Annotated in this window: 16 protein-coding genes; 9 read left to right on the plus strand and 7 right to left on the minus strand. The window is 51.4% G+C overall.

Annotated features, from left to right (window positions below; translation table 11 throughout):
* Nucleotides 1–29 precede the first annotated feature (29 nt).
* The 6 genes from DFR47_RS10940 to DFR47_RS10965 all read right to left on the minus strand — a co-directional run bounded on the left by DFR47_RS10940 (nt 30) and on the right by DFR47_RS10965 (nt 6,664).
* A complete protein-coding gene (locus DFR47_RS10940) occupies nt 30–1,067 on the minus strand; it encodes an ABC transporter ATP-binding protein (RefSeq protein WP_113944429.1) in 1,038 nt (345 codons plus the stop codon).
* The gene (locus DFR47_RS10945; protein ID WP_113944430.1) at nt 1,060–2,040 is read right to left on the minus strand and encodes an ABC transporter ATP-binding protein; all 981 of its coding nucleotides are present in this window, start codon (nt 2,038–2,040) and stop codon (nt 1,060–1,062) included. Before DFR47_RS10945 ends, DFR47_RS10940 begins: the two co-directional genes overlap by 8 nt.
* Nucleotides 2,040–2,858, minus strand: coding sequence for an ABC transporter permease (locus DFR47_RS10950; protein ID WP_162993771.1), 819 nt, complete (start codon nt 2,856–2,858; stop codon nt 2,040–2,042). Before DFR47_RS10950 ends, DFR47_RS10945 begins: the two co-directional genes overlap by 1 nt.
* Before the next feature lie 58 nt (nt 2,859–2,916).
* Nucleotides 2,917–3,849 carry an ABC transporter permease gene (locus DFR47_RS10955; RefSeq protein WP_113944529.1) on the minus strand — a complete coding sequence of 311 codons (933 nt, stop codon included), beginning with the start codon at nt 3,847–3,849 and terminating at the stop codon, nt 2,917–2,919.
* A 174-nt stretch (nt 3,850–4,023) separates the two neighbouring features.
* Complete coding sequence (locus tag DFR47_RS10960) at nt 4,024–5,628, minus strand: ABC transporter substrate-binding protein (protein WP_113944432.1); 1,605 nt, start codon at nt 5,626–5,628, stop codon at nt 4,024–4,026.
* Nucleotides 5,629–5,743: 115 nt separating this feature from the next.
* Nucleotides 5,744–6,664: a serine hydrolase gene (locus DFR47_RS10965; protein WP_113944433.1), complete on the minus strand. Its 921-nt coding sequence runs from the start codon at nt 6,662–6,664 to the stop codon at nt 5,744–5,746.
* Between the two features lie 144 nt (nt 6,665–6,808).
* Here DFR47_RS10965 and DFR47_RS10970 point away from each other — a divergent pair, with 144 nt between their 5' ends.
* Nucleotides 6,809–7,747: a LysR family transcriptional regulator gene (locus DFR47_RS10970; RefSeq protein ID WP_113944434.1), complete on the plus strand. Its 939-nt coding sequence runs from the start codon at nt 6,809–6,811 to the stop codon at nt 7,745–7,747.
* 45 nt (nt 7,748–7,792) lie between these two features.
* On the opposite strand, the gene DFR47_RS10975 is transcribed toward DFR47_RS10970, so the two are convergent.
* Complete coding sequence (locus DFR47_RS10975; protein ID WP_147245535.1) at nt 7,793–10,702, minus strand: autotransporter family protein; 2,910 nt, start codon at nt 10,700–10,702, stop codon at nt 7,793–7,795.
* Nucleotides 10,703–11,191: 489 nt separating this feature from the next.
* On the opposite strand from DFR47_RS10975, the gene DFR47_RS10980 reads away from it, so the two are divergent.
* The 8 genes from DFR47_RS10980 to DFR47_RS11015 all read left to right on the plus strand — a co-directional run bounded on the left by DFR47_RS10980 (nt 11,192) and on the right by DFR47_RS11015 (nt 23,987).
* A complete protein-coding gene (locus DFR47_RS10980) occupies nt 11,192–12,823 on the plus strand; it encodes an L-lactate permease (RefSeq protein WP_113944436.1) in 1,632 nt (543 codons plus the stop codon).
* A 12-nt stretch (nt 12,824–12,835) separates the two neighbouring features.
* Nucleotides 12,836–13,033 carry a hypothetical protein gene (locus DFR47_RS10985; protein ID WP_113944437.1) on the plus strand — a complete coding sequence of 66 codons (198 nt, stop codon included), beginning with the start codon at nt 12,836–12,838 and terminating at the stop codon, nt 13,031–13,033.
* A gap of 47 nt (nt 13,034–13,080) precedes the next feature.
* On the plus strand, nt 13,081–14,736 hold the full coding sequence (ggt, locus tag DFR47_RS10990; RefSeq protein WP_113944438.1) for a gamma-glutamyltransferase: 1,656 nt from the start codon (nt 13,081–13,083) through the stop codon (nt 14,734–14,736).
* 282 nt (nt 14,737–15,018) lie between these two features.
* Nucleotides 15,019–16,140 carry a cellulose biosynthesis protein BcsN gene (gene bcsN, locus DFR47_RS10995; RefSeq protein ID WP_113944439.1) on the plus strand — a complete coding sequence of 374 codons (1,122 nt, stop codon included), beginning with the start codon at nt 15,019–15,021 and terminating at the stop codon, nt 16,138–16,140.
* A gap of 45 nt (nt 16,141–16,185) precedes the next feature.
* On the plus strand, nt 16,186–18,396 hold the full coding sequence (gene bcsA, locus DFR47_RS11000) for a UDP-forming cellulose synthase catalytic subunit (protein ID WP_113944440.1): 2,211 nt from the start codon (nt 16,186–16,188) through the stop codon (nt 18,394–18,396).
* A complete protein-coding gene (locus DFR47_RS11005; RefSeq protein ID WP_113944441.1) occupies nt 18,393–20,804 on the plus strand; it encodes a cellulose biosynthesis cyclic di-GMP-binding regulatory protein BcsB in 2,412 nt (803 codons plus the stop codon). The genes bcsA and DFR47_RS11005 overlap by 4 nt, the downstream gene beginning before the upstream one ends.
* A 43-nt stretch (nt 20,805–20,847) precedes the next feature.
* A complete protein-coding gene (locus DFR47_RS11010; protein ID WP_374788383.1) occupies nt 20,848–21,891 on the plus strand; it encodes a family 8 glycosyl hydrolase in 1,044 nt (347 codons plus the stop codon).
* Nucleotides 21,888–23,987, plus strand: a complete 2,100-nt coding sequence (locus DFR47_RS11015; RefSeq protein WP_113944443.1) for a tetratricopeptide repeat protein — start codon at nt 21,888–21,890, stop codon at nt 23,985–23,987. Before DFR47_RS11010 ends, DFR47_RS11015 begins: the two co-directional genes overlap by 4 nt.
* The last annotated feature ends 112 nt before the right edge of the window (nt 23,988–24,099 follow it).

Below are 24,099 nucleotides of genomic sequence, written 5' to 3' on the forward strand. Positions count from 1 at the left end.
CCCGCTCAAGAGTATTTTTACGCATGTCTTTATCCCAAAACCGGTACCCACTTTTGGGAGCCATGCTCTAGTAGATGACATCTGGCACGGTGTGACGGATTACCGGTCGCTTTTGTAAAGTCCGGCACATCGCCCTGTCGGCACGCATCAAACACCGACGGGCAACGCGGATTAAACGCACAGCCCGATGGCGGCTTAAGCGGCGACGGAGCCTCGCCTTGCATACGGCGCGGATGGCGCTCCGCAGCCAGCGGATCGGGAATGGAAGCAATCAATGCCTGCGTATAGGGATGCAAAGGCTTAGTGAAAATATCACTCCACACGCCCTCTTCCACGATACGCCCCAGATACATCACAGCAATCCGGTCACTCATGTGCTCAACAACACCCAGATCATGGGAAATCATCAACAGAGCAATGCCCAGCTCGTCTTTAAGCTCCAGCAACAGATTGATAATCTGTGCACGGATCGATACGTCAAGCGCTGAGACAGGCTCGTCGCAGACCAGCAATTTAGGCTCGACGATCAGAGCGCGTGCGATGCAAATACGCTGGCGCTGCCCGCCGGAGAATTCATGCGGCCTGCGATCTGCCGCTTCCGGCTTCATGCCAACCTTAGTCAGCATATCAACCACACGTGCTTCGATCTCCGCCTTGTCTTTCATGCCGTGCAATCGCAAAGGCGCAGCCAGTGCATCACGCACCGAACGACGTGGATTTAGCGAAGCAAACGGATCCTGAAACACCATTTGCACATTGCGTGCCTGACTGAGCGGATCGTTTTTAACGGCTGTGGGTACATCCTGCCCTGCAACATGAACCGAACCGGATGTATAAGGCACCAGCCCCATAATCGCGCTGGCCAATGTTGATTTTCCGCAACCGCTTTCACCAACCAGACCAAGGCATTCACCGGCACGGATTGACAGATCAACACCATTCACAGCCTTCAGGGTCTTTTTCCGGAAACCCTCACGCACCGTATAGTGAATATTCAGGTCACGCACAGCCAGCACATCTTCAGTATCAGCCGCTGGTGCGGGAGAAAGAAAAACCTGTTCAGTCATGATGATAACACCTGATTGTACTTATCCCTTCCAGCGCGGTCACTGGTGGCATAAGCGTTCTGCATTGCTCAGAAGCACGGGGGCAGCGTGACGCGAAACCACAAGCTTCATCGCGCTCCAGCAAGCCCGGCACCACGCCTTTGATCTCGGTCAGTTTTTTACGGCCTTCCTGTAACCGTCGTCCCAGAAGCGGCAGAGAAGCTACCAGCCCGCGCGTATAAGGATGGCGCGGATCGGTAAAAATCTGAGAGGCCGGACGCTGCTCAACAATATGCCCTGCATACATCACCGCTACTCGATCACACATGCGCGCCACCAGCCCCAGATCGTGACTTATCATCAGCACCGCTGTGCCGCGCGCTTTACAAAGCTCCAAAATCAGCTCGACAATCTCTGCCTGAATGGTCACATCCAGCGCTGTTGTCGGCTCATCGGCAATCAGCAAAGCCGGATCGCAGGCCAGTGCAATGGCAATCATCACACGCTGGCGCATACCACCGGAAAGCTGATGCGGATAATCTTTAATCCGCCGCTCAGGGCTTGGCACCTGCACCTGTTCCAGCGCTTCAATGGCTTTCAGCCGCGCCTGACGTACCGACATGCCTTTATGCAGCACAAACATCTCACCAATCTGATCACCGATAGTCATCAGCGGATTGAGCGAGGTCATCGGCTCCTGAAAGATCATCGCCACGCGGTCGCCGCGCAGCCGTCGCATATCCCTGTTGGAAAGCCGGTTAATATCCTGCCCCTCCAACAGCACCTGCCCCTGCGTGACATGCAAAGGTGGCCGCAACAATCCGGCAATGGTCAGCGCACTCAGGCTCTTACCACAACCAGACTCCCCCACCAGACCGAAGACTTCACCGGCCTGAATAGAGAAATTCATCTGAGAAACAGCAGGATAATCCTGTTCCTTATGCCGTAAAGCGATGGAGAGATTATCCAGTTGTAAAATTGGTTGATCAGACATCAGCGTTTTGACCTCCCATGCGGGTCGAGCAGATCACGTAGACCATCGCCCAGCATGTTAAAACCAAGCACTGTGATAAACAGCGCCAGCCCCGGGAAAATCGCCACCCAAGGGGCAACCATCAGCTGCTCACGGGCACGCGCCAGCATACCGCCCCAGCTTGGTGCCGGTGGCACAACGCCAAGGCCAAGGAAGGAAAGCGAAGCTTCCGCCATAATCGCTGAACCGATACCCATTGTTGCCACAACAATCAGCGGCCCGCCGATATTCGGCAGAATTTCACGCAGCATGATGTAGAACCGGCCAAAACCGAGGGTGCGGGCAGCCTGCACATAGTTCTGAGATTTTTGGGTCAGAACCTGCGCACGAGAGATACGGCAGCTATAGGCCCAGTCAGTCAGACCAAGTGCAATCAGCAGGCTCAGCAAGCCGGGTCCGAGAACCGCCATCAACGCCAAAGCAAAAACGATGGTCGGGATTGCAAGCATCAGATTGGTCAGACCTTGCACAAATTCATCCCACCAGCCGCCGATATAACCGGCAGACAGGCCGAGGAGAACGCCGATACAGGTATTCATAGCCTGAATGGCGAGGCCGATCAGCAGCGAAATCCGCGCACCATAAACAATACGCGAGAAAATATCGCGACCCTGCTCATCCGTACCAAACCAGAATTGCGCACTCGGCGGCTCTTCCGCATACATCAGGTTGGAGTGCCCGACAGGGTCATAAGGTGCGATCCACGGCGCAAATATTGCAACCAGTGCGACACACACAAAAATGGTAAGTCCTATGATAAGATTGGAGCGTAACATCAAGACTGCCTGCCCTGTTCATAAAAATCGTGAAATTTCAGATGATGCTGTGTCATGGCACTTAACCGTAACGGATGCGCGGATCGATCATCAGATAGGCGATATCGACAAGCGTATTGATGACGAGGAAGAACAGCACAATCACGAGAATACAGCCCTGCACAGTCGGGATATCGCGCATCGAGACAGACTGGATCAGTAGTGAGCCGATACCGGGCCATGCAAACAGGTTCTCAATCACCACAGAACCGCCCAGCATTGAGCCGAATTGCAAGCCGATCGTTGTCAGCACCAGCACAAAAGCATTACGCGCCATGTGTTTGGTCGCGATACGGAATTCCGAATTGCCTTTGGAGCGCGCCGTGCGGACAAAATCCGCATTCATCGTTTCCAGCACCGCCGCACGGGTGGTACGCGCCAGCAGCGCCATTGGCCCGATGCCCAGCGTGATGGCAGGCAGAATGAGATTTTTGATACTACCATTGCCGTAGCCGAAGGTCGGCAGCAGCCCCAGTTGCAGAGACACAAAATACATCGCGATCAGGCCGAACCAGAAGCTCGGCAGTGACAGGCCTGACACGGCCGTAATCATCGCTGTGGTATCCAGCCATGTGCCTTGCCGCACCGCCGCCAGAAAGCCGAGCGGCAGACCGATCAGCACCGCAAAAAAGATTGCCCCGACAGCAAGCCGGAACGACGCCACAATGCGGGTCGACAACATATCTGTCACCGGACGCTGCGTGGCAAAGGACGTGCCCAGATCGCCGGTCACCAGACCGCCGATATAACGGCCGAAACGCTCATGCAGCGGATCATTGAGACCGAGTTCTTTTTCAATCCGCTCAATTACCGCAGGATCAATGTCACGCTTATCACCGGAGACCGCAGACACGAAAGTGCCGGGCATGACACTGAAGAGAAAGAAAATCAGCGTGATTGCCGCAAAAACTGTCACGAAGGACTGCAGCAGACGCCTGCCAATCACCATCAGCATAGGAATATCCATAAATTATGCAGGAAAAACGGGCGGTTGATGGCCGCCATGCTCCGCTCCCGCGACAAACCCTGTCACAGGGGCTGCCACTGGTCTGTGTTCAGCCAACATAGACCAGCAACATTGTCTGCTTCTGCAACCCGCATCAAAGCGGATTGCAGATCAGTATGAGACTTACTTACGTCCCGGCGCATTCTCGTCGAGCCAGAGTGAATCCACCTCGATAATCGCGGCTTCTGTCACATTGGCGTCCACACCGTGAATCCAAGGCTGGGTTGCGAGAACGGCCTTGTTGTAGTTGTTGAACCAGACAGGCGCTTTTTCGAAAATATAGCCGTCGGCTTTTTTCAGAAGTTCAATGCGCTTGGCCGGGTCGGTTTCTGCTGCCGCTTCATCAAGCATCGCATCATAAGCCGGATCTTTGAAAGCACTGCGGTTACAAGCCGGACGGCTTACACGGCTGTCAAAACAACGCAATGTTGTCAGCGGATCAGGACCAGTACCGGCAGAACGGAACCATGCAGCAGCAAGCCCCTGATTCATCTCATCAACCAGCGTGTTGGAATCCACTACTTTTGCTTTTGCACTGATACCGATTTCTTTGAGGAACGGCATCATCGCTTCCAGTGTACCAAGGCTGCTATTGCCTTCGGTCACGGTTGCGGTGAATTCAAAGCCATCAGGATAGCCCGCAGCGGTCAGCAGCTCTTTTGCTTTTGCCGGATCATAAGCATAAGGCGCACGATCCTTGTCGAAAGCCGGTGAGGTCGCAGGCAACCAGCCGGTGGCCTTATAGGCTTTGTCTTTCAAAAGCTTGCGAATGATAATATCGCGGTCAATCGCATAGTTGATAGCCTGACGCACGCGCTCATCATCAAAAGGTTTTTTCTCGGTGTTAAAACCCATATGACGGGTAAACACTTCCGAGATTTCGATCAGACCTTTGGAGAGTTCCGGATCAGCCTTGTACATTGTATAGGCATTTTCCGACAGCACAGTTGCATCCAGTTCACCAGCGCGGAAGGCCATATCCAGCGCGCTGTTATCACCGGAAATGGTGAAATCCACAGCATCCGCATAAGGCTTGTCAGCCTTGTAATATTTATCGAATTTCTTACCGGAGATTTTTGAACCTTCAACATGGTTTTCAAAAACAAACGGCCCGAGACCAACCGGCTTGGACAGGAAATTGCCGCCTTCAACTTCTTCTTTCGGCAAGATAGCGGTGATAGCCTCAAAAAACTGTGTCGAAGGATCAGTCAGCTCTTTGAAAGTCAGAGAGAAAGTATTGTCATCAATCTTCTTGATGCCGCTGATCTCTTTGGCTTCTCCCTTAGAATATTCCTGTGCGCCGACAAGTGTGCCGACCTGTACCGCCCCCGGATAACCTTTGGACGGATCCATAATGCGGGTATAGGACCAGATCACATCATCAACGGTCAGTTTGCGGCCGTTATGGAAATAAATATTGTCAAACAGCTTATAGGTATAAGTTTTGCCGTCTTCGCTGGTGGTCACGGACTCTGCCAGATCAAGCGCCGGTGCATTCTTGGCGGAATCCCATGAATAGAGCGAGCGGTGAAACGCCTTGGAAACAGCCATATCCTGCGAATTATATGTCACATGCGGATCGAGGCTTTTCAGTGCGGCGCCATAAGGCGCGGCCAGATGCAATGTGCCGCCGGATTGTGGCGTCTCAGCCCATGCCAGAACGGCAGGCGCAGCTACGGACAATGTTGCAGCAAGAAATGCTGACTTGATAACAGACCGGTAATTCATCTCTTCCCCTTTGTACTGTGCTGTACTCGCATTATCAGTCTTGTTTCAGTTCTCCGTTGAAACAAAACGATCTTTATCGTGTATATACGTGTTGCCTAAAACGGCAATGATACAATCATTTTAAGGTGTTATGCTCTGTAAAGGCATAATCACAAAACAAACGCGCAAAAGCCGGCAAGAAGCTTTTATCCGCCGCCGGCCATTCTCCCTCGCTCATCACACACAGAATAAAACTCTTGCCATCCGGCCGCTCGGCATAGACCAGATCATGCCGCGTCCATGAAGTATGACCGGCTTTTGACCAGACTTTATACTCTGCCGGTATACCGTCAGTCAGAAATCCTGTGACCTGATCGCCGTCCGGATCGAGATTACTCTGCCCGCGCTGGAACTCCCGTTCCATCAGTTTCATCATCCAGTCCGCCTGCGGGCGCGCACCACGTGCAATGTCATGCATCAATGTGGCAGCCGATAATGCAGTAAGCAGATTACCATTGTTACCAGTACGGATTTGCTTGGCACGGCCATAAGGACTGTCCTGATAAGTGCCATGCAGAACGCGAATTCCGGCAAATTCCGAACGGTTCTGGCTGTCATACCATTGCTGTACCTGTTCGCGGGCAGCACACCACTGCGCCAGCGCCTCGCCCTCTAAAGGCGCACCGTCGTCAGCACCGGTCAGTCTGCCAACCAGATAGACGGTTGCTTCATTGGAAGAGATTGCCATCATCTCACGGGCAGCGCGCTCATCCTCATCATGATAAGCAAGCCTGCCCTCTTCGCGAAATGCAGCCAAAGCATTCAGAAAAAACAGCTTCACCACGCTGGCGGGATAAAGCGGCTTGTCCGCCTGATGGGAAAACCACGGCAAATCAACCAGCGCACCGGGATCGCTCAGACGCAGAGGCGCATCATAAAGACAGGCTGCAACGCAAACTTCGTCCGGCGTCAATCCGCCATTCTTCATCTGCAACGCCTGCTCAAGGGCACGCGCTGCCGGATGGGATTTATGAGCTTCAACACCCATTTTTGTCATTCCCCTTATGGCTCCCTTTGAGAGCCTCTTCTTTTGTCATGAGTTAGCCATGAAACTTTGTGCTTTGATATAGAAATATCATTGGAACTTAATTCATTTTTGATATTAACTGGTAACATAACACCTCAAATAGATGAGGCATTTATGGTGTCTGGCAAAAATCATATCAATCTGCGTCAGGTGGAAATCTTCAGAGCAACGATGAAATTCGGCACGGTGACAGCCGCCGCCGCGGCTCTCGGCTCGTCGCAACCGACGATCACACGTGAATTGTCCCGCCTTGAGGAACATATCGGCTTTCCGCTTTTTGAACGGCGCCTGCAACGCGTGGTTCCCACAGCAAGGGCACTCAAATTATTTGAGGAGGTACAGGCGTCCTTTATCGGTCTCGACCGTATTAACGGCTTTATCGACCGCCTGCGTGATGCCTCTGAAGAAGTGCTGACCGTCGCCTCCCTGCCCGCTTTTGCGCAGACAATCCTGCCTGATGCGATTGCGCGCCTGAGCAAAATCCATCCGGATTTGACCTTGCAGATCAGTACAGTTGATCCGCGCAATCAGTCCAGTATTTCAGGTTTTAACTTCGATATTGGTCTTATTGAGGATTTTTATACCCAGAGAGACGCCGAAGCGCGGGTTTTGTGGGTCTTTAAGCTCGTCGCAGTCTTACCGCCGGAGCATCCGCTTATAGCGCGGGATTATCTGGAACCGCAGGATTTTGAAGGTCAGAACTTTATCAGCCTTGGGTCACAAGACCCTTACCGGCTGAGTGTGGAGCGTATTTTTGACATGACGGGGACGCAGCGTCGATTGTTCCTGTCCTCACAATCTGCCAATAGTGTTTGTGAGATGGTGCTGAGAGGATTGGGAGTTTCGATCGTCAATCCCTTGACGGCACTGAGTTATGAAAAGCAGGGATTGGTTCTGAAACCATTTATTCCGGCACAGGATTTTGTGCTCTCGGCTTTGCGTCCTCTCAACCGGCCTGTTGTTGCCAGTTCTGAGGCCTTGCTGTCCCATTTGACAGCAATCTGCGAAGAAACCCATCGAAAATTACAAAATAAATTCTCTCAATATGCATAAATATTCGGGCGGATAATTTCCGCCCGAATAAGCTTTTAAATTAATTTACCATTTGACGCGGAAGCCGACATTTCCCAGCAATTCATAATTTTTACCAAAATTATTCAGTGATGTATTTGCCGTTGCCTCACCATAGACCGAGTATCTGTCCCCTGCCCATGAATAGGTACCGCCGAGACCTAATCCGCCCCAAGTGCGTTCATGTTGTACTGCAAAATTTGTATCCGCAATTAAGAGAGAGGTTTCCTTCTTAAAATCCCGATACAGATTGGCAATACCATAAACATTCGTGCGAACCAGTTGTCCGTCATTACCCTGCCAGCTATTGCGGTAATCAAGAGATACACCACCTCGCCCGATCAGGCTTTGACTATCATTCATGCTGATCTGTGTATTCCACATATCACGGAAAGACTGCATTCCCACCGAAGACCACATTAATTGCGCCTGCGGTGTAACTGACCAGTATTCATTCAAATCGAACCGACGCCCGGCCTCAGCACTCACAGCAAAACCCAAAGCTTTCTGGTTATTTGCCAGCCCCCGTCGGGCAGTCGTCGAATTATAGTCATTGGTAAACCAGTTCATCTGAACCTGACCGTCGGCATAGAAACCATTGTCACTATACCATGTCAGAGCTCCGCCCAGCCCCCAAGCCTCCGTGATGACCTTACCACTCCCGTGAACCGAGGTAATCGTAGAGGTCGCCCGACCATAATGCCCGCTGATACCGCCGACGAGTTTACCGGTTTCACCTTCATAGAACATGCCATCAAGACCACTTTGCAGCACAATTGCATTCACTTTCTGCCGTGCTCGCGTTGTAGTCATATCAGTGTCGACCCTGCTATGTGAGCCGGAGACACGTGCCCAAACACCGTTATTATCAATCATTGCTCCAGAACCGGGATAGGGTGCGGTGTCCAACGGTGACGGCCCGTCACCCTGCTCTATTGTTCGGTTAGAGGCACCGTTCCAATAACGGTTCCCGACACGCTGTTGCAAGGTTGGTAAACGGTTGAGTTGTTGCATACTCTGAACTGCACCCTCATACAAAGGGGCACCAGGATTAAAGAGCGGCGTCGGGTTTGGATTTGGCCCGGGTCCAGGGCCAGGGCCCGGATCAGGATCAGGCCCCGGACCGTCTTTTAAAGCTGAACGTAAGTACCAGTCACCATCGGCATTGCCGGGAGCATTCTTATTTAAAGTATAGGCATAGGCACCGGCGACAACCGCAGATCTGCCATCTGTTGCGGTGAAATCTCCTTGAAGCACAAAATTACCATTAGACAGCCCGCCAACCTCTATGAGTTTGATACCGTTAACTGTCGCTGCTCCCAAGCCACCCCGATTGGTCACTTTAACATTGCCGGTCCCGGACGTATCACCGGTGATATTAAGACGGGTCGTTGCTGAATTATCGCCTCCCAAGGCAGTGCTAAACTCTATCAGGCCGCCATTGCCAATGTAGTTACCGTTAACAGTGAGTGTACCTTCATTATTACTACCCGGAGTAATGATTGCATTGGTTTCGTGATTGAGTGCGCCGACCGCACCGATCCCCTGCAATCTGCCATTCATAGCATGCATGGCTCCGGTGATCGTTCCTTCCAGTTCCAGTGTGCCTTCAGCAAGCGTCCAGTTTCCGGCATGTCCGGTAGTGCCGGTCACGCGCCAGAGACCAGCACCGGTTTTTGTATAATCAGCAAAGCCCCGGAATAAACTGGAGGTATTCGCCGCGCCGATATCTGAAAGATTGAAATTACCGTTACTGGCACCACCCAGCACCAAATGATTATTGGAACCGTTGGCAATTACCGCATGAGAAATGTTATTTACAGAGTTTTTGAAAGTATAATTACTGCGGAGTTCCATCGTATTATTATTACCATTGAATTCAACCGCCTTTTCAGATTGTGTACCTTCAGTAATAATGGTTCCGTCATTAATAATTTTGTTTGAATTTCCGTCCAACCGAATTGTTGCAGCGGAGGAAAGCTGTCCGTCCGCTCTTGCAGTTCTTCGAATAAGGGCTCCCTGACCGATATTGGAAATTGTAATTCCGTCACCCTTAGCAATAATAGCAGAATTATTATCTAAATTTATATTGTTATTTCCACCGTCTGTAATACTAGCCCTGTTATTAAATGTTGTACCATCAGCCAGAAAAACAGCACTGGCACCTTGCCCTCCGTTGACAGATGGAGGATTGTTCGGATCTGATACTATACCAACTTTCCCGCCTATGCCTCCCATAATTTCTATATCATTATTGACAGTTCCCTTTAAGACAATCAGCCCGACACCGCCGCCGCCTGCAGCAAAATCACGCTTAGAGTTCATTCCATCAGTCGTCAGTCCCGCGCCGAAACCTCCGCTAATAAACCCGAAACCATTTCCTGTCCTTAAGTTCAATACGTCTCCTTCAAAGATCACCCCCACGCCGCCGCCGCCGCCGCCAGCCAAGGACACACCAGCAATATCTGAAGGCGCTGCCCCCTGCCCGCCACGAAATGGCCCGTCTATGACCCAATCATAGGTTGAAGTTTTAATATGAACCCCCAGACTGCCGCCACCACCGCCGGCATTAATAGTATTATCTGTAGGTCTTCTCCCGTCGCTTGCACCAAGAAAACCAGTAAACAAGGGTATCACTTGCGTTGGATTTGTAACCAACAGCGCGCCTCCCCCTCCTTTACCACCATTTGGCTGGGTACTTCCGTTGGGATCACTTGCACCGTCTGTTCCTGCACCGGCTCCGCCTGGTGCAGGCCTTATCACAACAGGCTGACTGGTAACACCGCCACCCTGACCACCCCATATTTCAAAGTCACCACCCGCACCACCAAGGCCGTTACCACCACCTTGCCCGCCACCCATTAAATTTTGTGCATTTGCGGAAGAAGCAACAACTGAGCAAAGCAATAAATTTGTAAAAAATCTATAATATCTCATGAAACACCCAAAAAATAATTTATATTAAATTTAAAGACTTTTACGCCCCTATAAATGTGGTTTTTGAAAATATAATATCATTATTTATTTGATATAAAGCCGTTATTTATTACACTTACTTTCGTAGTTCGTTATAAAATCTATAATTATTTAAAGATTTGTCATTCACGACAAGCAAAAACGCTCCATATCTCAAAAATATTCAGCCATGGAGCTGTTGCGCACCTTCCAACTGAAAAATCAATCATATGAGCAGTGCGATATGGCAAAGCATCAGGCAAAAATTCAGTGCAGAATTGTCGATCATCACAAATAATTTATTAGAATAAATCTAAATAAATCAAAAAATTGATTACGATCAATGTCATATTTTTATAATCGGTCAGTATTTATTTTCTAAATTGATAAAAATCTAATTTATGATGACTCGTAAAAAAATATGTGAAAAATCAAATTAAAATTGGTTTTTTACAAAAAACAGGAATGCAAATGTCGCTAAATCTTGATTTGCTGCATTGGATACTTGCAGCAATTCCTATCATCGCCCTCATAATACTTATGGTAGGAATGAACTGGACTGCGCAGCAGGCAGGTACAACCGGTATTTTTATCGCTGCAGGGATTGCAGTCTTTGCCTTTGAAGCTTCAACACGTGCTCTTGCCGTAGCTTCTGCCCGCGGCATCTGGGACGCAATGCCAATCCTTTATGTGATCTGGCCTGCATTACTGCTCTATCAGATCATGAATCAGTCCGGCGGCTATGATGCCTTGCGGCGCGGTATTTCCCGCATGTCACGCAATGAGCTGTTTATCATTGTCGCACTCGGCTGGGTTTTCACCTCCTTCCTGCAAGGGATTGATGGTTTCGGCACACCTATTGCAGTTGTTGCGCCCCTACTCGTCGCCTTTGGTATGCGTCCGGTTTATGCGGTTGCTATTCCGATCATCGCACATATCTGGGCAAAGTTTTACGGCACCTTGGGTGTGGGCTGGCTTGCAACCTTGCAGGTTGTCGAAATGGATGCCGGTACAACGCTCTCCATGGGGCTGCAAGCGGCAATCCTGATCGCCATCCAGTCGGTTCTCGGCGGTTTTATGGTGGTGTGGATGTATGGTCGTGGCGCGGCTGTACGTGCCGGCTGGCCACTCGTTCTGGTCATCGCTGCCATTCACAGTATCGGCCAGTTTCTGGTGGTCTTTATTGACCCGATCCTTGCTGCCTTCTTGCCTGCCGCTCTGGCTATGGTTGCGCTTTATCCGCTCTCCCAGTGGTCACGCTACAAAGAGGCTGACACAACCATTATTGACCGTCCCGCCATGCGCGAAGAAGCACATATGGAAGAAAACAGTGCCGAACCGCCGATGGATATCGTCGCTGCCTTCTCACCATATGCCCTGCTGACCATTCTGGCACTTGCCACATCGCTGATCGATCGTTTGCATGCATGGCTCTATATCCCGAGTTTCGGCTTGCCTTTCCCTGCAATTACCACGGGCATGGGCGTTGAAACGGCAGCATCTGACAGCTATTCGCCGCTGCATATGTTTGCCCATCCGGGTGCCACGATCACCGTGACAGCACTGGTAACCTGGTTCTGCTTCCGCAAGTTTGACTATTTCAATCAATGGGCAAAGGCCACCGGCAAGGAAATGCCGGGCGTTGTTAAAGGGCTTTTTGCCAGCGCTGTTCCGGCTTCCGTTCCGATCATTGCCTTCCTCGTCATGGCTTCGATCATGAAACTATCGGGTCAGAACACCATGCTTGCCCTTGGTATTGCAGCGATTGCTCCGGCCTATGTCTTTGCTTTTCTTGCCAATGGTATCGGCATTCTGGGTGCCTTCATTACCTCCAGCTCCACATCTTCACAGGTGCTGTTCTCGGAATTGCAGGTCAATCTGGCTGAAGCCAAAGGTCTGCCACCATCAACCATTCTGGCTGCGCAAAGTGCCGGTGGTGCGATCGGTAATGCTATTGCGCCTGCCAATGTGGTTATGGGGGCAAGTACAACCGGTATCAATGGTCAGGAAGGCGCAATCCTGCGTAAGACCATTCCATGGACAATCGCAGCCTTTGTACTGACCGGCATCGCAACTGTCATCATGTCGATGATCTTCGCATAAGGGCAGAATGAAATGATCAAAAGAATACTTCAAAACCGCCTCTCGTATTTAAGCGTGTCATTTGTGCTGTTTCTGGTTGCGCTGCCTTTGGTCAGCCTCGGCACCACGAATGACTGGCGCCTGATGTCAACGATCGGCATGGTGGCACTGAGTGTTGCCGCCATCATCCCCCCGCTACAGCGCGTGCTGTTTCCTCCCAAGTCTAAGTAAGTGACTGATCAGTCATCTGCTTTTAAAAATAGTATAAAGGGTTTGATATGATTAACGCTGATGGACCAAGAACCGGCAGACCAGCGGTTTTCGCCAAACGCGGTATGGTTAGCTCCCCGCACTATCTGGCCTCCGCTTCCGGCGATAACATCTTGCGTCGCGGTGGTAGCGCCGTTGATGCGGCCATTGCCATCAATGCTACACTCTGTGTGGTTTACCCGCATATGGCCGGTCTTGGTGGTGACGCATTCCTGCTGATTGCAGGTGGCAAAGCCACTGAAATCGAAGCCATTGAAGCAACAGGTCCTGCTGCCAAGCTTGCAACCCGTGAGTTTTACAAAAAACACGGCCACACTGATCAGATCCCGATGCGCGGTGCATTGGCAGCGCTTACCGCTCCTGGGGTTGTGGACGGCTGGCGCTTAGCGCATGAGCGCTACGGCAAGTTGCCTTGGGCAGATCTTTTTGCCGATGCAATCCATTATGCCCGCGAAGGTATGGCAGTGAGCCGCTCCCTTGCAGATTGGCTGGTAACGGATGAAAGCATCCTCAATGCCGATGCCAATATGGCACGCATTTATCTGCCAAACGGCAAGCCACAGCGCGACGGTGAGTTTATGGCTCAGCCGGAACTGGCAAAAACCTTTGAATATCTGGCAGAACATGGTCCGCGCAAAGGCTTCTATGAAGGCCCCGTTGCACTGGAAATGGCTAAGTCGCTCGAAGCACAGGGGTCACCGCTGCGCTACGAAGATTTTGCCAATTATCATGCCAATTGGGCAAAGCCGATCACTTCGACCTATCGCGGTTATGATGTTTATCAGCTGCCACCGGCAACACAGGGTTTTGCAGCACTGCAAATTCTGAACTTGCTGGAACAATATGATGTCAAATCATGGGGCTACAACACAGCCGCCTATTACCACCACATGGTAGAAGCCGTTAAAGTTGCCTTTGCTGACCGTGACGAGTGGCTGAGTGACCCGAAACACGTCAAAATTCCACTCGATACATTCCTGTCCAAGGACTATGCGGCAAAACGCAAACAGCTTATCCATGATGACACTGTGCGCGGCTTTACCGACATCGAACCGGGTGTGAAATTCGACGGCGAGTTCGAACATCGTGCACCGGATGGCGATACGGTTTATTTCTGTACTGCTGACGCAGACGGCATGATGGTCTCCAACATTCAGTCGATTTATCACGACTTCGGCGCTGCTGTAATTGCCGGTAATACCGGTATTATTATGCAGAACCGCGGCTCGTTCTTCTCGCTGGATGCCAATCATCCAAACACGCTGGAACCGGGTAAACACACCTTCCACACCATCATTCCGGCCATGCTGATGAAGGATGGCAAACCGGTAATGGCCTATGGCACGATGGGCGGTGAAGGCCAGCCACAGACACAGGCTGCCATGCTCACCCGTATGCTCGACTTCGGCTTCAACGTGCAGCAGGCAATTGAAGCACCGCGCTGGCTGATGGGTCGCACATGGGGCACGATATCACGTGATCTGGTGCTGGAGTCACGCACGCCGGAGGAAGTTATCCGTGAACTGCGCCTGCGCGGTCATCCGGTTAAGATGGCCAGCGGTTGGGAAGGTACGCTTGGTCATGCGCAAGCGATCCGCAAACATCCCGACGGCTATGAAGGCGGTGCTGACCCGCGTGGTGACGGGACTGCAATCGGCTTCTAAAGCCAGCTAATGATAAATAACGGCGGTGAAAGACGATGTTCGATACGGGCAGTCTTTTTCACCGCCGTTTTGCATTAAAAATCAGCCTTTGCTTTGCCTGCACAGAAAATGCTTTTCTTCCATCAAAAAATGTATTTTTAAGCGGTTGTTAATAAATTATAAACCATAAAATTTTATTGATTATAAAGGTAAAATTTCACTGCGTATCTGCGCATTTTCAAACCGTATCATTATTGTGCGAACGATCAGAAGTCGTATCAAGAAACATAAGGGGGTGCAAAATTGCTGGTTTCGCGTCCCGTTTCCCTCCTGATTACGGCCTTTATTCTCACAGCCTGCGCCACACAGGATCCAACTGCCATTGCCTATGGCAAACGTGATATCGGTATTGATGAGGCATTTGTATTGCCTTCAAACCGCTCTATTGTCGGCATTACACAGGAGCGCGCCAGCAATGCCATTGTCCAGACAATTGCGCTGAGCACTAACTCTGTCCGCCCCGGCGGTAATTATTTCCGTGTTACATTTTTCGGCCCGGTAAATTCAGCGGGTGCCAGTGAAAATACGCTGTCGTATCAGTCACTGACCGAAGGGCGTATTTCGCGGGAATTGCGTACAGAAATGGCAGGCATCACGATGGTGCGCTCGCCTTATTATGTGCAGAATAATTATGGTCCTTTCAGCTATGCTACCGGCACTACTTCCGGCGGCGAAAGCTGCATTTATGCATGGCAGCAAATCCGCTCGCCGGCACATGCGCAAAACTTCTTCCAGAACCGTGGCCGTATTGATCTGCGTTTGCGGCTGTGTGAAACCGGTGCAAGCCAGGAAAAACTCCTGGCATCGATGTATGAATTCACCATCAATGCGACCATAGCAACCAGCGGCTGGAACCCTTATGGCGAACCGGCAGGCCCGTCGGCTGATATCGGTCGCATGGGCAGTCCGCTCATGGCACCATCCGTCAAAAGCAATCTCAGCGGTGCGTTTCCTGCCAGCGATCTGCATACAGACCGGCTTAACAACGCCGTATCAAAAGCAGAAACCGCAGCACCCGCCCGTCGGATGCCAGCCAGACAGCCTGCATATGTGAGCCAGCCAAAAGCGGAGCCGGATTATTATCCGCCCGTACAGCAAACCTATACCACCGGCAGTTATCCGCAAGCACCGGTCGTTGTGCCTGCGCCGCAACTCAGCAATACAGCGCCGGTGCAACAACGCACTATGCCTGCGCCCCCTGCTTATGCAGTGCCGCCAGCGCAACCGGTGCAGATACAAGTGCCGTCTCCTGTCGCAACACAGACCCCGCAGGCAGCACCTGCAGCTATCGTTGTTCCGTCGCCCTGTAAGCAACCACCCAATTCTTCCGGCGCAAACGCAACCAATATGACGGGTTGTCTCTGATGATTATGAAAAGCAGCAAATCACACATCACCACAGGAGGTTCCGATGAGTAAGATCGGTATTTTTCTGTGCTGGCTGTTATCCGCTGCTTGCGTCTTGTTGCTGACTTTTATGCCGATCAATCTGCCGACACAGTTGGCACTCGGCATCAGCCTGTTGATCGTGCTCGCTGTTTTCAAGCATTTCCGCATCCGCGGAAGCTGGCGTCTGGTAGTGCTGGCTATCGGTACATCGATTGTCTTGCGTTATGTCTATTGGCGTACCACGCAGACCATTCCGCCGGCCAGCCAGCTGCAGAACTTCATTCCGGGGATTATTCTTTATCTAGCGGAAATGTACAGCGTTATGATGCTGGCACTTTCCATGTTCGTCGTCTCTTTTCCACGTGTTTCTCCCGCTGCGGTGCAGCTGCGGGAAGACGAGATGCCTGCTGTTGATGTCTTCATCCCGACCTATAATGAAGATGCCAAACTGCTCGCAAATACGCTCGGTGCGGCAGTCAATATGGACTATCCCGCTGACCGGCTGACCATCTGGTTGTTGGATGACGGCGGTACAGATCAAAAATGTAATTCGGCCAATTTACTGGAAAGCAGACGGGCAACCGAGCGCCGTGCAGAATTACAGGCGCTTTGCGCCGATTTTGGCGTTAAATACCTGACCCGTGCCCGCAACGAACATGCAAAAGCCGGTAATCTCAACAATGGCCTTGCCCATTCCACCGGCAAGCTCGTTGCTGTTTTTGATGCTGACCATGCCCCTGCCCGTAATTTTCTGACCGAAACCGTTGGCTATTTCCGTGATAATGCCAAATTATTTCTGGTTCAGACGCCGCATTTTTTCATCAATCCTGATCCGGTAGAGCGCAATTTGCGCACCTTCAATCAAATGCCGAGCGAGAACGAAATGTTCTACGGCATGATCCAGCGCGGGCTGGATAAATGGAATGCTGCATTCTTCTGCGGCTCAGCCGCATTGCTCAGCCGCGATGCTCTGGCCACGACCGATGGTTTCAGCGGTGTCAGTATTACTGAAGACTGCGAAACCGCTGTTAACCTGCACGCGCAGGGCTGGGATAGTATCTATATCGACAGACCGCTGATTGCAGGTCTGCAACCGGCAACCTTTGCCAGTTTTATTGGACAGCGCAGCCGCTGGGCGCAGGGCATGATGCAAATTTTGCGTTTCCGCTTTCCGCCGCTGATGGCCGGCCTGAGCCTGCCGCAACGCCTTTGCTACATGTCATCAACATTGTTCTGGCTGTTTCCGTTTGCACGTATGACCTTTCTGGTCGCGCCATTGTTCTATCTGTTTTTCGATCTGCAGATTTTTGTGGCATCAGGCGGTGAGTTTCTCGCCTATACGCTGATCTATCTCTGCGTGAATCTGATGTTACAGAACTATCTCTACGGCTCCTACCGCTGGCCGTGGATTTCTGAGCTCTATGAATATGTGCAATCCGTGCATTTGTTGCCTGCAATTATCTCAGTCATTCTCAATCCGCGCAAACCGACCTTTAACGTGACAGCCAAGGATGAGTCCATTCTGGTTGCCCGCCTCTCGGAAATTGCACGGCCGTTCTTCATCATCTTTATTGTTCTGGTATTAGCGCTGTTGCTGGCCGCTTACCGTATCTATACCGAACCCTACAAAGCCGATGTTTTGCTGGTTGTCGGCGGCTGGACATTGCTCAACCTGATTATGGCCGGTTGTGCTCTGGGCGTTGTCTCGGAGCGTGGTGAAAAATCGTCTTCTGTGCGTGTAAAAGTAACACGCCGTTGCGAAGTACTGGTCGACGGCCAGTGGCATACGGGTACCATTGATGACGTCTCAGCCAATGGTATGCATCTGATGATCTATGCGGGCGACATCACCTCACTCACTATTGGCAGTGAAGTTTCGGCGCGTTTCATCACCCATGCGGGTGAACAAAGCAGCGATTTACCGGTTGAAATCCGCAATGTCAGCCGTGAAGGTGATCTTATTTCTGTTGGCTGTTTATATAAGCCGCAACAGGCTGCTCATCACCGTCTGGTTGCCGATCTGATTTTTGCCAATTCCGGACGCTGGGCTGAAATCCAGCAGGAACGCCGCACCAATCCCGGCGTATTGCGCGCTACACTGTGGTTCTTCAGCCTGTCACTGTACCAGACAGGCAGAGGTCTGGCCTATTTCCTCGGCTTGAAACAATATTCGGCAAAGCGGAAAGAGAAAGCCGAAAAACCGGCACAGCCCGTTACAGGAGACAAGGCATGAGCAAGATGCTGCCTTCTCCTTACCCGTTGATACGCTATGGTCTGATGACAACAGCCCTGTGCGTTTTGCCTGTGATTGCAAACGCACAAAGTGCATTGCCAACGCCTTTTGACATGTCGCCGGAAGGGGCCGAAGTCCCGCAGCCAAGTGCACCGGCGCCTGCATTGATTGCGCCGTCACCCGCAGCCCCTGCAGCTGCTACCGCCTCTCAGCCATGGCGACGTTATCTGATCCCTGCGGATATGTTGTCGTTGACCGGTGAATATTATCAGCGCAGCTGGAATATTGCACTCACCGAGGAAGAGGCCAAAGCACCCGCACGGCTTAATCTTGGTTATCAAAGCGCTATTCTTGTTGCGCCGGAAAGCTCTGACTTTATCGTCAGCATCAATAATGTGGAGTTGCTGCGCCAGCCGATCCGCTCAACTGACCAGATGGCTGAAGTCATAGTTGATGTACCGGCAGGTTTATTACGCACCGGTGCCAATACCCTGTCCGTCAGAGCACAACAGCGCCACCGCACGGATTGCACGATTGAATCCACCTATGAACTATGGACAAATATTGATCCGGCCAAAACCTATCTCGCTTTTGACCTGAACAGCACTCAGCAAAAAGCAGGGCGCTTTGCGGGCAGTGAAGATATTATTGCCATCGGCGTTAATGCCAAAGGTAATACGCAGTTTCATATTGTAGCACCAGCGCTTGGCCGCGCCGATCACGGTACCAGCCTGCTTGATCTCTCTCAAAGTTTGGCCATTCTCGGCGGCATGCCAAATCAGAGTTTTTCCGTTGAGAAATCACTCGATCCCGCGCTTATTCACAAGGATAGTGCCCGTTCCGGAGAACTGACCATTCTTGTCGGCACACAAGCCGAACTGACTGATGTTCTGGATACGTTGCAAATTGGCAATGATGAGCGCAATACGTCTGCCAGCTCTATGCATTTTGTTACACATCCGGCAACCGGTGAACAATTTCTGCTGATTTCCGGTGAAAACTGGCGCGAGATCGACCGGAATATCGACCGTTTGGTTGCGATGACCGAACGACCGGCCAATACTCTGCGCGACGCCTTTCAAACCCAGAACTGGAACCTGCCTAACGCACCGGTGTTGCGCAGCGGCGGCACATTGTCGTTTGCCGAAATGGGCATAGCCACACAACAATTCAGCGGCCGTCGTTTGCGTAACCAGTTCAACTTCGCAATTCCGGCAGATTTTTATGCGAATGCCTATGGCACAGCCACAATCCTGCTCGATGCGGCTTATTCAGCAGAGGTTTTACCTGGCAGTCATGTTGATATTTATATCAACGGGGATATCGCAACGACTATTCCGATCACCAATACCGGTGGCGGCGTGATGAAACAATTGCCGATCCGTATCGAGATGCGCCATTTCCGGCCGGGTCTGAACACGGTGACGATTGAAGCCGCGTTAGAAACACAGGCCGACAAAAGCTGTTCAGCCGGTACGGCATCTTCTGCCAATCCGCGTTTTGCTCTGTTTGACAGTTCAAAATTCACGATGCCGGATTTCGGTCGTATCGGTCAGGTTCCCAACCTCGCTGCCATGACAGGCATGGCCTATCCCTATACATACAGCTCTGACGGACTGGCATTGTCAGCCAATCTGAATGACTACAATGTGCTTTCGGCCTCAGCCACAATTATGGGTAGTCTTGCTGTGGCAGCCGGACGCCCGCTGAAAATCAACTATGCCCAAAGTGATGATGATCTGAAAAATGGGAATGCGCTGTTTGTCGGCGCTATCACTAATCTGCCGGATGCTGTTTTAACACAGACAGGCATCAATCTTGATGCCAGAAAGATCTGGAGCGACGATGATATTGCCGGGCAACAGGATAATGCCCGCAGCACAACCAACTTCACGCTTGATCAATGGCAAGAACAATTACAAACAGGTTGGTATGGCTGGTTGCAAAATACCTACAATGGTGTGCTGCAAGCATTCAATGCATCGGACAGTTTCCGGTTATTTCCTGGCAATGATGCAAAATACATCCCGCCAAAAGAGGTCTCAGTCCTTGCAGCACAGGGTGCTTCCCCGTCCGGGGACGGAGCGTGGACTGTCATAACAGCTCCGGATACGGTATTGCTGCGTCAGGGCGCAGAGCAATTGGCATATCGTGCCAACTGGACAAAAATGAACGGACGCATCGCAGCCTATAATCACGACAAGAAAACCGTCGAGACACTGCCGGTTCAGAGAACCGAATTTTTGAAAACCCAGCCTCTGACATTTTTCAATCTGCGTCTGATTGCAACCAACTGGCTTTCCAGCAACGCCCTGTCTTATGTGGTGGTTTTGCTGCTGTCTCTTGTTGCGCTTGGTCTCTCAACATCTATGATGCTCTCACGTTTCGGGAGACGGGACGATGACTAGCAACCGGATCAGATCATTTTGCACATCATTTGCACTGGCTTTTATGCTGGTGCTTCCGGTATTTTTAACGCCGTTGCCCCATGCTTTTGCGCAAGATACCACCAAAACAGACCTGCCAATGATCAGTGAAAAAGACTGGCTTGCCTATAGTGAGAAATTCCTCACCAAAGATGGCCGCATTCTTGACGATGCCAATGGGAATATCAGTCATAGCGAAGGTCAGGGCTATGGTTTGTTGCTCGCGCTGATGGCTGGCCGTCCGGCAGATTTTGAGCTGATCTGGAGCTTCACGCGCACCGAAATGCTGATCCGTAACGATGGTTTGTCTGCATGGAAGTGGGATCCGGCAAGCCGTCCGCATATTACCGACACCAATAATGCCTCCGACGGTGATATTCTGATAGCCTATGCTTTAGCTCTGGCTGCGCAGAAATGGAACAATGCGGATTACCGCAAAACCGCCATCACAATTGCTGCCAGTCTGCTGAAAAAACAGATCACGACACAGCATGATGAGGTCATTCTGTTGCCTGCCATTCGCGGTTTCAGTGCCAAAGACCGTGATGACGGGCCGGTGATTAACCTGTCCTACTGGGTTTTTGAGGCTTTTCCCGTGCTCAATGAGCTGGCACCTTCTCCGTCATGGGATGCGCTGGCAAAGAGCGGTTTACAGCTTTTGCAACAAAGCCGGTTTGGCACGCATCAATTACCGTCTGACTGGATCAGCCTGAAAAACAAGCCGCAACCGGCCACAGGATTTGAACCGGAATTCAGCTATAATAATCTGCGGATTGTGCTCTATCTTGCCCGCGCCGGTTTGGGAAAACAGGACATAACCCAACAATTAGCTAAAGCGATGACCGGACAAGACCGTGCGGTTAATCTGATGAATATCAAGACAGATAAGCCCGTTGCCTCATTGAGCGAGGCCGGATACCGGATTATTCCGCAACTTGCCGCTTGTATTGGCAATGGCACAAAACTGTCCGATGATGTAACCCGTTTCGAACCAAGCCAATATTACCCGTCCACCCTGCATTTGCTGGCACTGTCCTACACCGCACGCAACCATCCGGAGTGCCTATGAAAAAGCTTTTCATTGCAATTCTGCTGGCATCAACCGCCGCTGCGGGCGTATATATTTACTCCGTTCAGACAAGTTCTGCGCCGGATATCCGGAAAATGGCCACTGCTGCGGAAAAACCTGCAACCAGCCGATTTGTTCAGGCAGACCAGCGTCGGAATACTGAGGGCGATGCAGCTGAAGTCGATGAAAGCGCATTACGCTATTTTGCACTCAAAGGCGACAAACAGCGTTTGCAGGCTGAGATCGCACGTCTGAAAGCGCTTTATCCGGACTGGACACCGCCGGAAGATCCGCTGGCACCGGTACAGATCCGCGATACCAAACTGGAACAGCTCTGGAAATTATTTGCAGACGGCCAATATGCCGAGCTACGCAAAGCTATTGCCACCCGCAAAATTCAGGAGCCGGAATGGGTTGTACCAGCTGATCTGCTGGCAAAACTCAATCTGGCTGAGGCCCGTCAGCGGTTGATCAATGCCTCGGATAATAAACAATATGACATGGTTGTCAGTCTGGCTGCTCAATCCCCGCAGCTTCTGACCTGTGATGAAGTGGATGTGTTGTGGCGTTTATCTGAGGCCTTTGCCAAGCAGGATAAAGCTGACCGCGCACGCGATGGCTATCTCTATGTGCTGAAAAACTGCACCAAACCCGAAGACCGGCTGGTCACGGTGCAAAAAGCGCTCGACACTCTGCCCTATGAACAGGCGCAGCAGGTACTCGCAGCACAAAAAACCAGTGCCGATGGTCAGAGTGAATTTGCTGCGCTCAGTGAAGATATTGCACGCCGCTTTGTCGCTGCCGCCGCGCAAAATCCTGAACTGAAAATCGACAAGAACTATCTCTCGTCTTTAAGCGCGATTGCCGGAAAAGATGGCAATGCCGTGGATGCGGAAATGCTGGGCTGGTATTATCTGCGCCGGAACGACATGGCTGCGGCAGAAAAATGGTTCCTGCTGGCGAAAGAGAAAGACGACAGCGTAACGGTTTCGCAAGGGCTGGCGCTGATCCTCAATAGCCGCGGGGAATTTGCACAAGCTGAAAATGCCATGTATCCGTGGCGTGACCAGTCGCCGGAAGCTTCCGCCGTTTATTTTGCCGCAACAGCCAATCTGCTGGCGAGTGATCCGCCTGCCCGCATGCCTGCCGCACTCTCTCAAGACGTTATGACCCGTATCGCCAATGCAGTGATTGCGGCGAAGAACGTCAGTACAGCCGAGCAGCTTGGCTGGTATGCCCGTGCTATTGGCCAGCAACCGACTGCAATTCAGTGGTTTCAGACTGCATTATCTTGGGATAATTCCAACGAACCATCCGCCTACGGGCTGGGTGTGAGCCTGTTCACTATTGGCGATAAAGCAGGTCTGGCACAGGTAAAACAAGCCTGGGGCACACATTCGCAGCGCATCGCAGATATTGGCACTCCACGGGATAAATACAGCCGCACAGTGGTTTCTCAAGCTGTTGCACCGGTTGCCGGTACAGTACAACCGGCAACAACCTATTATGAGGACAGGCAGCCACGACAGAAACCCGCACCACGCGCCCGCGTGGCTCAGCCTGCCAATACCAGTTCCAATGCACGCAACTGCCGCCAGACCGTAGATGGCCCGATGCCGACCGGCGGCAATGCCGTGTCTCATGGCTGGTGCCTGATGGAAATGAACCGTCCGCTTGAGGCTGTTAAAAGCTTTGAATCCGCACTGAATACCGGCACAGCACAGGAGCGTTCTGAGGCTGCTTACGGACAGAGTCTTGCTTATTTGCGGGTCGGACTGGTTGATAAAGCTGCTGTATCAGCCATCAAAGCTCCGATGAGTGATGCCCGCCAGAAGGAATTGCGCGTCAATATCCTCTCAGATCGTGCAGTTGCTGCCTATAAAGCAGGACAGTTCCGTGACGCACTTTTCATCCTGCAACAGCGCTCGCAACTGGCGCCACCGCGCAAGGACCTGATGGCTTTGCAGGCCGCATCCTATCTGAAATTACGTCGCTATGATGATGCCCGCGTGCTTTATGAAGCTTTGGCTGCGACCGGTGACCGTGAAGGTATACGCGGGATGGCCGCAATCCGAGACATACAGGGTATCAATTAATTTCAAGCGCATACAAGATACCCCATATGGCAAAACATATGGGGTAATTTATTAATCATTATTCGTTAACCATAAAGCTTAACAGACGGGATAGTTATCTGTTCGGCTTATT

Origin of the sequence: Pseudochrobactrum asaccharolyticum (assembly GCF_003314995.1) — a bacterium.
GTDB classification, from domain to species: Bacteria; Pseudomonadota; Alphaproteobacteria; order Rhizobiales; family Rhizobiaceae; genus Pseudochrobactrum; species Pseudochrobactrum asaccharolyticum.